This is a genomic window from Homoserinimonas sp. A447 (genome assembly GCF_054489325.1).
This window is the reverse complement of record NZ_JBTMWW010000001.1, coordinates 98,040-110,925: the sequence shown is the minus strand read 5'-3', so window position 1 is coordinate 110,925 and position 12,886 is coordinate 98,040. Positions and strand designations below refer to the sequence as shown.

At 65.3% G+C, this 12,886-nt stretch carries 15 protein-coding genes; 5 read left to right on the top strand and 10 right to left on the bottom strand.

Translation table 11 applies throughout. From position 1 onward, the window contains the following. Positions 1-4 precede the first annotated feature (4 nt). Both ACX3O0_RS00545 and ACX3O0_RS00540 read right to left on the bottom strand, forming a co-directional pair. On the bottom strand, positions 5-700 hold the full coding sequence (locus ACX3O0_RS00545; RefSeq protein ID WP_459106405.1) for an ABC transporter ATP-binding protein: 696 nt from the start codon (positions 698-700) through the stop codon (positions 5-7). A gap of 44 nt (positions 701-744) precedes the next feature. Further along, positions 745-1,581 (bottom strand): ABC transporter permease, encoded by an 837-nt coding sequence (locus ACX3O0_RS00540; RefSeq protein ID WP_459106404.1) that lies wholly within the window; start codon positions 1,579-1,581, stop codon positions 745-747. A gap of 68 nt (positions 1,582-1,649) precedes the next feature. On the opposite strand from ACX3O0_RS00540, the gene ACX3O0_RS00535 reads away from it, so the two are divergent. From ACX3O0_RS00535 to ACX3O0_RS00520, 4 genes are read left to right on the top strand one after another with little or no spacing between them, the layout of a single operon-like run. Beyond that, on the top strand, positions 1,650-2,525 hold the full coding sequence (locus ACX3O0_RS00535) for a glycosyltransferase family 2 protein (RefSeq protein ID WP_459106403.1): 876 nt from the start codon (positions 1,650-1,652) through the stop codon (positions 2,523-2,525). 35 nt (positions 2,526-2,560) lie between these two features. Next, positions 2,561-3,556 (top strand): dTDP-glucose 4,6-dehydratase, encoded by a 996-nt coding sequence (rfbB, locus tag ACX3O0_RS00530; RefSeq protein ID WP_459106402.1) that lies wholly within the window; start codon positions 2,561-2,563, stop codon positions 3,554-3,556. A gap of 2 nt (positions 3,557-3,558) precedes the next feature. Continuing rightward, complete coding sequence (gene rfbD, locus ACX3O0_RS00525) at positions 3,559-4,410, top strand: dTDP-4-dehydrorhamnose reductase (RefSeq protein WP_459106401.1); 852 nt, start codon at positions 3,559-3,561, stop codon at positions 4,408-4,410. Continuing rightward, a complete protein-coding gene (locus ACX3O0_RS00520; protein ID WP_459106400.1) occupies positions 4,407-5,564 on the top strand; it encodes a glycosyltransferase family 4 protein in 1,158 nt (385 codons plus the stop codon). Before rfbD ends, ACX3O0_RS00520 begins: the two co-directional genes overlap by 4 nt. Before the next feature lie 32 nt (positions 5,565-5,596). Here ACX3O0_RS00520 and ACX3O0_RS00515 read toward each other — a convergent pair whose 3' ends face one another. From ACX3O0_RS00515 to ACX3O0_RS00495, 5 genes are all read right to left on the bottom strand, one after another. Continuing rightward, entirely contained in the window at positions 5,597-6,931 is a 1,335-nt protein-coding gene (locus ACX3O0_RS00515) for an LCP family protein (RefSeq protein WP_459106399.1), read from the bottom strand. After that, a complete protein-coding gene (gene purE / locus ACX3O0_RS00510; protein ID WP_459090007.1) occupies positions 6,928-7,422 on the bottom strand; it encodes a 5-(carboxyamino)imidazole ribonucleotide mutase in 495 nt (164 codons plus the stop codon). The genes ACX3O0_RS00515 and purE overlap by 4 nt, the downstream gene beginning before the upstream one ends. A gap of 59 nt (positions 7,423-7,481) precedes the next feature. Beyond that, entirely contained in the window at positions 7,482-7,868 is a 387-nt protein-coding gene (locus ACX3O0_RS00505; protein WP_459106398.1) for a PIN domain-containing protein, read from the bottom strand. Continuing rightward, positions 7,868-8,092, bottom strand: a complete 225-nt coding sequence (locus ACX3O0_RS00500) for an AbrB/MazE/SpoVT family DNA-binding domain-containing protein (RefSeq protein ID WP_459106397.1) — start codon at positions 8,090-8,092, stop codon at positions 7,868-7,870. Before ACX3O0_RS00500 ends, ACX3O0_RS00505 begins: the two co-directional genes overlap by 1 nt. Positions 8,093-8,182: 90 nt before the next feature. Beyond that, complete coding sequence (locus ACX3O0_RS00495; protein WP_459106396.1) at positions 8,183-9,295, bottom strand: 5-(carboxyamino)imidazole ribonucleotide synthase; 1,113 nt, start codon at positions 9,293-9,295, stop codon at positions 8,183-8,185. 106 nt (positions 9,296-9,401) lie between these two features. On the opposite strand from ACX3O0_RS00495, the gene ACX3O0_RS00490 reads away from it, so the two are divergent. Further along, a complete protein-coding gene (locus tag ACX3O0_RS00490) occupies positions 9,402-10,079 on the top strand; it encodes a GtrA family protein (RefSeq protein WP_459106395.1) in 678 nt (225 codons plus the stop codon). Here the strand turns inward: ACX3O0_RS00490 and ACX3O0_RS00485 are convergent. The 3 genes from ACX3O0_RS00485 to ACX3O0_RS00475 are packed head-to-tail and all read right to left on the bottom strand — an operon-like array spanning position 9,978 to position 12,724. Continuing rightward, a complete protein-coding gene (locus ACX3O0_RS00485) occupies positions 9,978-11,279 on the bottom strand; it encodes a UDP-glucose dehydrogenase family protein (RefSeq protein WP_459106394.1) in 1,302 nt (433 codons plus the stop codon). The two genes, ACX3O0_RS00490 and ACX3O0_RS00485, sit on opposite strands and share 102 nt — an antisense overlap. After that, positions 11,276-11,824 (bottom strand): PH domain-containing protein, encoded by a 549-nt coding sequence (locus tag ACX3O0_RS00480; RefSeq protein ID WP_459106393.1) that lies wholly within the window; start codon positions 11,822-11,824, stop codon positions 11,276-11,278. The genes ACX3O0_RS00485 and ACX3O0_RS00480 overlap by 4 nt, the downstream gene beginning before the upstream one ends. 3 nt (positions 11,825-11,827) lie before the next feature. Then, complete coding sequence (locus tag ACX3O0_RS00475) at positions 11,828-12,724, bottom strand: biotin--[acetyl-CoA-carboxylase] ligase (RefSeq protein ID WP_459106392.1); 897 nt, start codon at positions 12,722-12,724, stop codon at positions 11,828-11,830. Positions 12,725-12,886: the final 162 nt, after the last annotated feature.

Genomic DNA, 12,886 nt, shown 5'->3' with positions numbered 1-12,886 from the left:
GGTGTTAGCCGGTCGGGCCAGCCAAGGAATCGAGGTACGCCTTGATCGTCGGTTCCGCCTCTCCGACCGCCTTCAATTCCCCCTTGTTCAGCCATGCAGCGTGGTCGCACATCGATCGGACGGACGGCATCGAGTGACTCACGAGGATAACTGTCTTGCCTTCCTTCTTGAAGTCTGCGAACTTCTGGAAGCACTTCTGCTGGAATTCTGCGTCACCGACCGCTAACACTTCATCGACAACGAGGATGTCGGGGTCGACGTTGATTGCGATGGCGAAGCCGAGGCGCACATACATGCCGGAGGAATAGTTCTTGACCGGCTGGTCGATAAACTGCTCGACGCCGGAAAAGTCGACGATCTCATCGAACTTATGGGTGATTTCCTTCTTCGACATCCCGAGGATCGATCCATTGAGAAAGATGTTCTCTCGACCGGAAAGCTCGTGGTGGAAGCCAGAGCCTACTTCGAGCATCGCCGCGATTTTGCCGAAGTGGTTGATGGAACCCTTGTTCGGGTAGTAGATGTTCGCGAGGCACTTCAGAAGCGTCGACTTTCCTGAGCCGTTGCTCCCAATCAGGCCGAATGTGGACCCGACCGGCACATCGAAGGTGACATCCCGAAGCGCCCAGAAGTCCTCATGCACGGAGGTGCGACCCCGCATGATGGCTGACTTGATCGTCTGGTTGCGCTCGTGATACATGCGAAAACTCTTGCTGACATGATCGATCTGTACTGCGACCTCACTCATAGTGCCTCAGCCAGTTTCTTCTCATTGCGTCTGAACACGAGGACGCCTATCGCCAACGACACCAAGGCCCAGGCGGCGCAGATCAGCCACTCGGAGGCTTCCGGCCAACGATTGTCGTACAACAGGTTGCGGAACAGCGTGACGAAATGGACCATCGGGTTCGTGTCGTAAATGCCGGCGATCGTGATCGGGCTGCCGAGGATGCCACCAACATCGCTCGAAGCATCTTTCACCAGGCTCATTGGGTAGATGATGGGAGTGAGATACATCCACAGCTGCAGAATAATCGACAAGAAATACTGAGTATCGCGGAAGTACACGTTGGCGATCGCCAGCATGAGGGCAAGGCCCGCACCGAAGAGTGCCAGCAGAACCATAGCTACGATCATGAGTGGCAGCCACGGGAGCACGAATGCGCCGACAATGCTCAGGGCAACGACGAGCACTGCCATTTCGAAAACCCAGTTATATGCGGCCGACGCCACCTGAGACAGCGGAAGAACGACGCGACTGAACGCGACCTTTTGAATCAGCCCAGCATTGGCAACGAGCGAGCCAAGCCCCTGATTGATCACATTTGCCAAGAAGGTGTAGGGCAGCAGGCCGCACAGCAACCACAGGGCAAACACGTCAAGGCCGCTCGGGTCGCCTGGCTCGGGCTGGATGCGGAAAATCAGCGAAAAAACGAATGTATAGATGAGCATGAGCGCCAGCGGGTTTGCCAACGACCACAACTGCCCAAAAATGGTTCGCTTGTACTTGCCCTTAATCTCACGCATTGTGAGGTTGATGAGAAGCTCACGGGAAGCCAGTACTTCCTTCAGATAGTTCATCAAACCTCGCTTGTAGGGCACGCTTGGGCCACGGAACAATCTAGCGTAGAACTAAACTTGGGCAGGATATGGCCACCTCCGCTCCTCACTCATCGCAGCCTCGCGCCGCAGTAGTGACGGTCAGCTACGGTTCCTCGGATGTTCTGCCGCCGTTCCTCGACTCCCTGAACACGGCCAGCAGGCAGCCGATTGCCGTGGTTGTTGCCGACAACAAGGGGGCGGATGTCTCGGCGCTCGTCCAGGCGCACGGCGCGAACCATTTGGCGATGACCAGCAACGTGGGTTACGGCGCAGCAATGAATGCCGCCGTAGAGTCGCTCCCCCGAAGCGTCGAATGGGTGCTGATCGCCAACCCCGACCTCGTTCTCAGCCCCGGCGCTCTCGACAAGCTCATCGCGGTAGGTGAGGAAGACGACCACATCGGAGCCGTCGGTCCTGCGACGCTTACCGCAGAAGGCGACGTCTACCCATCTGCTCGTGCCGTCCCGTCGCTGCGAAACGGAGTGGGGCACGCACTCTTTGCCAACCTCTGGATCGGCAACCCATGGAGCCGTGCCTACCGCAACGACACGACAGCCGCGCCGGTTCGACGCGATGCCGGCTGGCTCTCCGGTGCATGCGTGCTCGTGCGCCGCAAGGCATTCGAAGGGGTTGGCGGATTCGACACGGAGTTCTTCATGTACTTCGAAGACGTCGACCTCGGCTACCGGCTCGGCAAGCTGGGGTACCGCAACGTGTACGAACCGTCGGCCATTGTCACCCACACTGGCGCGCACTCCACGGCGTCCGACTCCAGCGCCATGATCACCGCCCATCACGAGAGTGCGCGGAAGTTCCTTAACAAGAAGTACTCCGGGTGGTGGCTGTGGCCCGTGCGCACCGCGCTCACTGTCGGCCTACGGCTGCGATCCGCCCTCATCAGGCGCCGAGTTCGGCGCGGCTAGAATCAAGAGGACTTTGCCAAGGAGGCACCTCCCCCATGAAAATCCTTGTTACCGGCGGAGCCGGATTCATCGGTTCGAACTTCGTTCACTACGTCCTGGCCGAGACCGACCACACGGTCACCGTGCTCGACAAGTTGAGCTACGCCGGCAACCTGGAGTCACTTCAGGGGCTGCCGGATGACCGGTTCGAGTTCATCAAGGGCGACATCTGCGACGCTCCCCTGGTCGATGACCTGTTCGCACGGCACGACGCTGTCGTGCACTACGCAGCCGAAAGCCACAACGACAACTCGCTCGACGACCCGCGCCCGTTCCTCGACTCGAACATCGTGGGAACGTTCACCCTCCTTGAAGCGGCGCGCAAGCACGGCATCCGCTTTCACCACATCTCCACCGACGAGGTCTACGGCGACCTCGAATTGGACGACCCGGAGCGGTTCACGGAGGACACCGCCTACAACCCGTCCAGCCCGTATTCCTCCACCAAGGCAGGCAGCGACCTGCTGGTGCGCGCGTGGGTTCGTTCGTTCGGCGTGCAGGCCACCATCTCGAACTGCTCCAACAACTACGGCCCATACCAGCACGTCGAGAAGTTCATCCCCCGGCAAATCACCAACGTGCTCCGCGGCGAGCGCCCCAAACTGTACGGCGCCGGCCTGAACGTGCGCGACTGGATCCACGCCGACGACCACTCCTCCGCGGTACTCACCATCCTTCAGAAGGGCCGCATCGGCGAGACCTACCTGATCGGCGCCGACGGCGAGGAGAACAACAGAGACGTCGTCGAGCTCATCCTGACCCAGCTCGGACAGCCCGCCGACGCCTACGACCACGTCGTCGACCGCCCCGGCCACGACCTGCGCTACGCCATCGACTCCACCAAGCTGCGCACCGAACTCGGCTGGGCTCCCCAATTCGCCGACTTCAACGCCGGCCTCGCCGCCACCATCGACTGGTACCGCGACAACGAGAACTGGTGGGCACCGCAGAAGGATGCCACGGAGGCGCGCTACCAGGCGCAAGGCCAATAGGAATGCGTTACCTCATCACCGGCGCCAACGGGATGCTCGGCCACGACCTGCAGTCCGTGCTCGCCGGGCGTGATGTCACCGCGCTCAGCCGGGCCGAACTCGACGTGACCGACCTCCAGGCGGTGCGCACAGCATCCGCCGGCCACAACGTGATCATCAACGCGGCCGCCTACACCAAGGTCGACGACGCTGAAGAGCTCGAAGACCTCGCCTATGCGGTGAACGCCACCGGTGCGGGCAACCTCGCGACAGCGGCTGCAGAGAACGGTGCGACGCTCGTTCAGCTCTCGACCGACTACGTCTTCGACGGGATGGCGACCACGCCCTATGCGGAGAACTCGCCGCTAGGCCCAGTATCCGCCTACGGCCGCACCAAGGCGGAAGGCGAGCGGCTCGCCCAGCAGCTGAACCCGGGACGCACCCACGTCATCCGCACCGCCTGGCTCTACGGCCAGCACGGGCCGAACTTCGCCAAGACCATGCTCCGGTTGGCCTCCGAACGCGACGAACTGACCGTCGTCTCCGACCAGGTCGGGCAGCCCACCTGGACGCTCGACCTCGCCCATCAGGTCGTGGCGCTACTCGACGGCGAAGCGCCCGCCGGCATCTACCACGGCACGAACTCCGGCCAGGGCAGTTGGTACGACTTCGCGCAAGCGATCTTCACTGCCGTCGGGCTCGACGCCGACCGCGTCAAGCCAACCGACAGCTCCGGGTTCGTTCGCCCGGCACCACGACCGTCATACTCCGTGCTCGGGCACGACGCCTGGGAAGCGGTCGGCCTCGCTCCGATGCGAGACTGGCGGGAAGCACTCGTCGCAGCCGCACAGCAGGGAGTACTGGGACAGCCATGACAACCACCCTGCGCGTCGTCGTCGACCAGATCGTCGCCCCGGTACCCGGCGGGATCGGGCGCTACACCGAAGAACTCACCCGGGCTCTCATTGACACAGCACCAGACGGATGCGACGTCGTCGGCCTCGTCGCGGCATCCACCGCTGAAGATCAGGACAGACTGCGGACGCTGCTCCCCGGCATTGCCGACCTTGCGGTACTTCCGGTGCGTCGCAGCGAATTGTCGCTCCTGTGGCAGCTCGGCATCGTTGGCATCCCTGGAACCAGCATGTCGGGCAAGGGCATGGTTCACGCACCCAGCCTGCTCGCGCCCATGCGCCGGCATGACCGGCTCAACGAGGTCGGAACGCAGACGGTGGTGACCATCCACGACGTGGTCCCGTGGACGCACCCGGAAACCCTCAATCGCTCCGACGTCTGGTGGCAGAAGTCGATGGCCAAGCGTGCCCACCGGTTCGCGGACGCTGTCGTCGTGCCCACGCATGCTGTCGCCGGCAAGCTCAACGAAATCATGGACTTCGGTGATCGCATCCGCGTGATCGGCGGCGCCGTGAGTTCCAAACTCACGTTGCCGGTGGACCCCGACGTGCGGGCCGCACGGCTCGGGCTGCCCGAGCGCTACATTCTGAGCGTCGGCACCCTGGAACCGCGCAAAGGGCTCGAGCCGCTCATCCGCTCCCTCGCCCACGCCGACTCCGTCGACCTGCCGCTGATCATCGTCGGACCCGAAGGGTGGGGCGAGCTCGACGTCGTAAGCCTCGCTGCAGAAGCCGGGCTCGCCGAGGACCGCGTGCGCACCCTCGGGTTCCTGGCCGACGCCGACCTGGCCGTCGCCATCGACCGGGCAACCGTGTTCGCGTTCCCCAGCCTGGCGGAAGGATTCGGGCTGCCCGTCATCGAAGCGTTCAGCTTCGGCACACCGGTGGTCCACTCGGACGCGCCGGCAGTCGTGGAAGTCGCGGCCGGCGCAGGACTACGCGTTGAGCGCGAAGACGCAGAAGGCTATCCGGGCCGGTTGGCCGCGGCCATCGCATCCGTCGTCGGCGATGCGAAACTCGCCGAACGGCTGCGCTTCCAGGGGCTCGACCGTGCGGGAGCGTTCAGCTGGCAGGACTCGGCGCAGAAAGTGTGGCAGCTGCACGCGGATTTGTAGGCCCGGTTTCGATACGGCCCTGGCGGGCCTACTCAACCCGCGGGAGTCGCCTCCGGAACGACCAGGGACTCCTGGATTCGGGCGTGGATGAACTCGTAGTCGGGGTTCAGGGTGTCGAAGTCGGGCGGGATGATCTCCAGTGTGGCCAGCGGCAGTGCGCGCGACTTGGTGGCCAGGTCGGTGAACAAACCCAGCATCACCTGAGGTATGTCCGTCTTCACGACCTGGGCACCGGCATCCGCCACCGCCTGGAAGCGCGTCAGCACGTTCGCCGGCTCGAACTGCTCCAGGATGGCCGCCTGCACCTGCCGCTGTCGCAGCATCCGCTCGTAGTCACTGCTCTCGAAACGGGAACGCGCATACCAGAGCGCCGTCGGGCCATCCAGGTGCTGCGGGCCCGCCTCGACATAGCCGTACGGCGTCGGGGCGGTGACCGGGCCGATCGGGGTGCGCTCCGGCACGTCGATAGAGACACCGCCCAAGGCGTCGATGAGGTCGGAGAAGCCCTGCATGTCGATCAGGACGTAATACTGCAACTGCAACCCGGTGACACCCTCGACCGCGTCGCGCATGGCCTCGATGCCCGGGTTGCTGCCGTTGGCCTCGGCATCCGGATACAGGTCGGGGTGGTTCATGCCCTCGGTGTACAGGTAGCTGATCAGGCACTCATCGCCACAGTCGTAGCCGTTCGGGAACTCCTGGTACAGCGGCGAACCCTCCGAGAAGACGGCGTGCTCGAAGTTGCGGGGCAGGCCGATGATCGTCGTCGCGCCGGTCTCGGCATGCACACTGGCGACCGAAATGCTGTCGGGGCGCAGACCCATGCGGTCGGGCCCGGCATCGCCACCCAGCAGCAGGATGTTGTAGCGGCCGTCGACCGGCTCCTCGTACTCGCCACTGTCGAACACCGACTTGATGGTGGAGCGGGCGATCTCCGCCACATTCGCCCCATAGGCCGCCGTCCCCGCGGACGCCACCAGCCCGACGATCGCCAGCACCGCGATGAACGGCCTCGCCGCCGGCCCGGTCTTCACCAGCCGCACCAGCCGCAGGGTGTCCAGGGTGAGCACCAGCCAGAGCGCGGCGTAGACGACCAGCACGATCTCCGCGGCCAGCAGGGCCCACACGTTCGTCGCCAGCGACATGATGAACGACTTATTCAGGAAGTACACCGCGGCCGCCGCCGCGACCAGCACCCACATGATGAACGTCATCACCACACCGAACCGGCCCAGCCTGCGGCTACCCGCCAGCAGCTGCGCCGAACCCGGCAGCACGAAGTTCAGCACGACCAACCACCAGGCACGGGTCGTCATCGACTGCCTCGACCGCAGGTCGGGGTAGCGGATGGGGCTGGACGCGCTCACCGGCTGCGCTGGAGGGCCGCGTTCTTGTCCGCGACCATCGACTTCAACTCGTCGGCGTAAGCCCCGAGCCGCTCGGCCAGTGCGGGGTCGGATGCTCCGAGCATCCGGATCGCCAACAGTCCCGCATTCTTGGCGCCACCGATCGACACGGTGGCGACCGGCACACCGGCCGGCATCTGCACGATCGACAGCAGCGAGTCGAGGCCGTCCAGCCTCGACAGCGGAACCGGAACCCCGATCACTGGAAGCGTGGTGACGGATGCCAGCATGCCGGGCAGGTGGGCGGCGCCCCCGGCTCCAGCGATGATCGTTTTCAAACCGCGACCTGCCGCCTGCTTGCCGAACTCGATCATCCGCTCAGGGGTGCGGTGCGCGGAGACGACCTCGACCTCATGGGCCACCCCGAACTCGGTCAGCACGTCGGCGGCATCCTTCATGACAGACCAGTCGGAGTCAGACCCCATGACGATGGCGACGATCGGTTCGGGCATGGGAACGATAGTAGCGGCCTGCGGTTAAGGGCAGGCTGTGCAACACGCGTCCGGGCTCTCTACTCGTGCGAAGGATCGTACGGGTTCCATGGGGCGTCGGGCACCAGCAATTCCGGGTCCCCTGTCCACAACGGTGCCTTCTGCCGCACCGCCGTCGCTGCGGCAAACGATTCCGCGTATGCCATTCGGTGTTCTGACTTGATGCGTCCGGCCTCCAGCACAGTCGCCCGATCAGGAAGCAGCACTGCGACAGCCGATTCGATGTCTCGCACAGCATCCAGAGCTTCGTTCTCACCGACCGCACGTCGAAGCACGGAGAACACCTCACCGAGGTTGATCCAACTCATGACTGCTGTGCCTGCCTCGACTTGCTGTTGCACCCTACTCGCAGCCGGTTCGGTGCCCTCGAGCAGCCGCATAACCGCCCAGGAGTCGAGCACGACCATCAGTGGTTCTCGAACGACTGGTCGGCGCTGCGCTCGCGAAGGAGGGCGTCCGCTAAGGCGTTGTTTGCGAAGCGCGCGAACAGCGGCGCGCGAGGCGCCGAACGTAGCACTACCTCGTCACCGCGCCGCTCGAATACGACCTCCTGGCCGGGTTTGATCCCGAGGGCGTCGCGGATTTCCTTAGGGATGACGACTTGCCCTTTTGCTCCGACAAGGTGGTTCATACGGTCAAGAATAGCAGTCATACCGAGGAGTATGACTTGCGCGGCCGCGGTGGAAAGGCCCTTCGACGGCCTCCACAGCTTCGTCGCGCGCTACTCGAAGTGGGCTGCCGCCGCTCGCGCGTCGTAGGCGACCGCGTCCAGGTCGTCGCCGCCGACCGTCACGTGGCCGACCTTGCGGCCCGGCCGCGACTCCTTCTGATAGTTGTGGATCTTCGCCGTCGGGCGGTCGGCGAGCGCCGCCGCGTAGCGCTCGTGCAGCGACTTGCCTGTCGGCCCACCCAGGATGTTCACCATCACCGACCAGCGGTCACGGCATCCGGTCGCCCCCAGCGGCAGGTCGAGCACCGCCCGCAGATGCTGTTCGAACTGGCTGGTCGTCGAGCCGTCGATGCTCCAGTGACCGGTGTTGTGCGGACGCATCGCCAGCTCGTTCACGAGCAGCCGGTCATCCGTCGTCTCGAACAGCTCGACGGCGAGCACGCCGGTGACGCCAAGGCCCTCGGCGATGGTGCGCGCGATCTGCTCGGCCACGTCAGCCAGCTTGCCGGCCGACTTCGGCGCAGGCGCGATCACCTCGGCGCAGACCCCATCGCGCTGGATGCTCTCCACCACTGGCCAGGCCACCAGCTCGCCTGACGGGCTGCGGGCGATCGACTGGGCAAGCTCGCGGCGGAAATCGACCAGCTCCTCGGCCAGCAGCGCGCCGTCGCCGAACCAGTCGGCGACCTCAGCGCCAGAACGGATGACGCGCACGCCCTTACCGTCATAGCCACCACGCGGTGTCTTCACCACGGCGCGGCCGCCATTCTCGGCGAGGAAGGCATCCAGTTGTTCGACGTTCTCGACCTTCGCCCACACCGGAACCGGAAGCCCCAACTCGGTGAGCCGCTGCCGCATCAACAACTTGTCCTGCGCGAACATCAGCGCATCCGGACCGGGGTGAACGGCGATGCCGTCAGCCACCAGCTCGCGCAGAACTTCCTGCGGAACGTGCTCGTGGTCGAACGTCACCACATCCACGGTGCGCGCAAAACGAAGGACATTCTCCAGATTCTGGTAGTCACCGACCGCAGAAGCGGCCAGATCGGCGGGACTTCCTTCATTTTCGGCGAGCACGCGGATGTCCACGCCCAGGTTCACGGCGGCCGGGATCATCATGCGGGCCAGCTGTCCACCACCGATAACACCAACAGTCAGTGACATGGTTTGCTCCGGAATTCGCTCTCGGTGCGATCTCAGGGACCGCAGGCGGTGTGCGGTTAGACTGCAAACCGCTCCCCCTATCTTCGCTCATCCCTCAGGAGCCGTATTGCGCACACTGCTCACCCAGCTGACCCGGTTCGGGCTCGTGGGACTCATCGGGCTGGTCATCGACGTGAGCGTGTTCAACCTGCTGCGGGTCACCGTGCTTTCCCCGGAAGCCCTGCACGAAGGCCCGGTCGTGGCCAAAGTCATCTCCACCTCGCTCGCCATCGTCGCCAACTGGATGGGCAACCGGCACTGGACCTTCGCCCGCGAACGCCGCGGGCACCTGGCACGGGAGGGCGCGGAGTTCTTCCTGGTCAGCTTCGGCGGGATGCTCATCGGGCTGTTCTGCCTGTGGATGTCGCACTACGTACTCGGGTACGAATCGCTGCTGGCCGACAACGTGTCGAGCAACGTGGTCGGGCTGGCGCTGGGGACGGCTTTCCGGTTCTGGGGGTACCGGGTTTGGGTGTTTCGGGAACCGGCGGATGCGCCTCGGCAAGCTCGGCTGGTCTCGACTCTCCGACAGGCTCAGGCCAGGCCTCGCTTCGCTCGCCCGTCTGGCTTAAGGGGCTCGGCGCGCGGAAGTGCCTCGACGAGCTCGGCTGGTTTCGACAAGCTCAACCCGCTTAATGCGGGGCTAAGGCCTTCCGAGGGCTCGGTAGCGCCAGCCGGCGGCGCGCCAGCGCACCGGATCCAGGCAGTTGCGCCCGTCGACGATGACGCGCGACCCCACCACTGAGCCGAACGTCTCCGGGTCCAGCTCGCGGTACTGCTTCCACTCGGTGAGCAGCAGCACGGCATCCGCCCCCGCGGCCGCCTCCTCGGCACTGGCGGCGTAGGTCAACTCGGGGAACCGCGCGCGTGCCGTCTCGACCGCCTGCGGGTCGGTTGCGACAACATCCGCCCCCAGCTCGGATAGCCGCACCGCGACATCCAGCGCTGGCGAGTCGCGCACGTCGTCGGAGTCCGGCTTGAACGCCAGCCCCAGCACAGCGATGCGCTTGCCGGAGACCTCCCCGCCCAGCTCCTCAGTGGTCAGATCGACGGTGCGGCCGCGGCGGCGCAGGTTGATGCCGTCGACCTCGCGGAGGAAACTGAGCGCCTGGTCGACGCCGAGCTCCTCCGCACGGGCCATGAACCCGCGAATGTCCTTCGGAAGGCACCCCCCGCCGAAGCCCAGCCCGGCGTTCAGGAAGCGCCGGCCGATCCTCGGGTCGTGACCGATCGCATCCGCCAGCTGCGTGACATCCGCACCCGTCGCCTCCGCCACCTCCGCCATCGCGTTGATGAACGAGATCTTCGTCGCCAGGAACGCGTTCGCCGACACCTTCACCAGCTCGGCGGTCGCGAAATTGGTGACGATTCGCGGCGTGCCGTTCGCCAGCGCGACCGCGTACACCTCATCGAGGGCGGCGACGGATGCCTCGTCGCCTGGTTGCACGCCGTAGACCAGCCGGTCGGGGGCGATCGTGTCCTGCACGGCGAAGCCCTCGCGCAGGAACTCCGGGTTCCAGGCCAGGCGCGCGCCGGTCGCCTCGACGGATCCGACCAGCCGCTCAGCGGTCCCCACCGGAACGGTCGACTTGCCCGCCACCACGTCGCCGGGCGCCAGGAACGGGATGATCTCGGCGACCGCCGCGTCCACGAACCTCAGGTCGGCCGCGTTGCTGTCCTCCAGCTGCGGTGTCCCCACTGCGATGAAATGCACCGTCGCACCACGAACGCGCGACACATCGGTGGTGAACGACAGCCGCCCGGAAGCAACCGTCTTCGTCAACAGGTCGGCAAGCCCCGGCTCATAGAACGGCGGATGCCCGGACGCCAGCAATGCCACCTTCGACTCGTCCACATCGACGCCGACCACCTCGTGGCCGAGGTCGGCCAGGGCAGCCGCGTGCACCGCGCCAAGGTAGCCGCATCCGATTACCGAAATCTTCATCGGGTACCCCACCTGGTCGTCTCATCGACCGGGTTCGACAGTTCGGCCTGGCGCCTGGCCGCGATCGGGTTCATGCTTCGCTCCATGAGGTCGTGAAGGGTGCTCTGCACCAGGTCGGCGGTGGGCACGTCGCGCAGCTCGACCGGGTGGTCGAGACCGGTGTTGATGAGCACGTCACCGCTGCCGAACATCGACTGCAGCGCGCCCTTCCGCACCGTGATGTCGTAGCCGCGGCTGTGCAGCAGTTCCTGCCTGGTGCGGGTGAACGTGCCAGAGCGCATGATCAGCCGGCGAGTGGTGATCACGTAGCGCCGGCCGAGCCAGCGGAACAGCGGCACGATCCAGATGAGCAGCAGCAGGGCGCTGCCGCCGGCCACGAGGGCCTGGTTCTGCCAGTCTTCCGGGAAGGAGCCGGTGAAATAGGCGAGTGCCCCGATGCCGAGGATCAGCAGGAGCGAGGGCCAGAACAGTGCGCGAGCATGGGGTCGGAGCCGGGCGACAACCCGCTCGGCGTCCGCCCCAGGCTCAGCGAACTCGGATGGCATGAGTCATTCATACCTCAGATGGGTTACGTCGCCGGCGGCGACAGTCTGAACCGAGGCATCCGCCCGGTCGGTGTAGATCAAGCGGCCCAGCTCGTCGATGCCGGTGGCCGTGCCGTATCGGGTCTCGCCGCCGGGAAGCTCGACGCGCACCTGCTGCCCGACGGTGCTGCATTGCTGCTGCACCAGGTGGCGGATGCCGCTGGCCTCGGCATCGCCCCCGTGCTCGGCGAAGTCTCGGTACAGGTGCTTCAGCTCACGCAGGTAGGCCGCGAGCACCCGGTCGACGTCGGTGTCGCCGCCGTGCAGGGCGAGAGAGGTGGAGTTCGGCGTCGGCAGGCTCTCCGCGGGGATCGTCAGGTTGAGGCCGGCGCCGATTACGACCCCGCCAGCGGCGGGGAGCAGCTCGGCGAGCAGCCCGCTCACCTTCAGCCCGTCGATCTGCACGTCGTTGGGCCACTTGATGGTGACCCCTGCTCCTCCCCCCGGCCTGCTCACCTCGCTGAGATCCGGAACTTCAGGCTTCCCACCGCCACCGGACCCCGAAGTTCCGGATCTCAACGCGGTGGCGCCCCCTTCAACGAGCTCGGGAAGCGGTGTTACCTCAGGGAGCGCGGCAGTCACCGCACGGGCCATCGCGAGGCCGGCGATCAGCGGGAGCCAGCCGTAACTCTCCAACGAGAACGACGGACGCAGCAACACCGACACCGCCAGCGTCTGCCCGGGAGGGGCAACCCAGACCCGGTCGAGCCTGCCCCGCCCAGCCGTCTGGCTACCGGTCGCGACCACCGAGAAGTCTGGCCAGGCATCCGCTGCCCTGCTCATCAACTCGGTGTTGGTCGAGCCGCACTCGTCAAGGAACTCGAGGCGGGCGGCGAAGGCCTGACTGAGGGGAAGCTGCATCCCACCAGACTACGGAGTGCTTCAGCCGAACGATGACGCCATTTGTCGTCGATGACGCCGATACAAGTTGCGTCATCGCCGACAAACGGCGTCATCGTGAGAAGTGAAAGACAAGCGCGGGACCGCGATTTGTAGGGAAGCACCAAAGGCTGCGCGGGGACG

Coding starts and splice junctions, on each gene's coding strand:
- ACX3O0_RS00495 (WP_459106396.1), bottom strand. CDS start 9,295: ATGTCACTGACTGTTGGTGTTATCGGTGGTGGACAGCTGGCCCGCATG.
- rfbD (WP_459106401.1), top strand. CDS start 3,559: ATGCGTTACCTCATCACCGGCGCCAACGGGATGCTCGGCCACGACCTG.
- ACX3O0_RS00485 (WP_459106394.1), bottom strand. CDS start 11,279: ATGAAGATTTCGGTAATCGGATGCGGCTACCTTGGCGCGGTGCACGCG.
- rfbB (WP_459106402.1), top strand. CDS start 2,561: ATGAAAATCCTTGTTACCGGCGGAGCCGGATTCATCGGTTCGAACTTC.
- ACX3O0_RS00475 (WP_459106392.1), bottom strand. CDS start 12,724: ATGCAGCTTCCCCTCAGTCAGGCCTTCGCCGCCCGCCTCGAGTTCCTT.
- ACX3O0_RS00500 (WP_459106397.1), bottom strand. CDS start 8,092: ATGAACCACCTTGTCGGAGCAAAAGGGCAAGTCGTCATCCCTAAGGAA.
- ACX3O0_RS00505 (WP_459106398.1), bottom strand. CDS start 7,868: ATGGTCGTGCTCGACTCCTGGGCGGTTATGCGGCTGCTCGAGGGCACC.
- ACX3O0_RS00540 (WP_459106404.1), bottom strand. CDS start 1,581: ATGAACTATCTGAAGGAAGTACTGGCTTCCCGTGAGCTTCTCATCAAC.
- ACX3O0_RS00545 (WP_459106405.1), bottom strand. CDS start 700: ATGTATCACGAGCGCAACCAGACGATCAAGTCAGCCATCATGCGGGGT.
- ACX3O0_RS00480 (WP_459106393.1), bottom strand. CDS start 11,824: ATGCCATCCGAGTTCGCTGAGCCTGGGGCGGACGCCGAGCGGGTTGTC.
- purE (WP_459090007.1), bottom strand. CDS start 7,422: ATGCCCGAACCGATCGTCGCCATCGTCATGGGGTCTGACTCCGACTGG.
- ACX3O0_RS00535 (WP_459106403.1), top strand. CDS start 1,650: ATGGCCACCTCCGCTCCTCACTCATCGCAGCCTCGCGCCGCAGTAGTG.
- ACX3O0_RS00520 (WP_459106400.1), top strand. CDS start 4,407: ATGACAACCACCCTGCGCGTCGTCGTCGACCAGATCGTCGCCCCGGTA.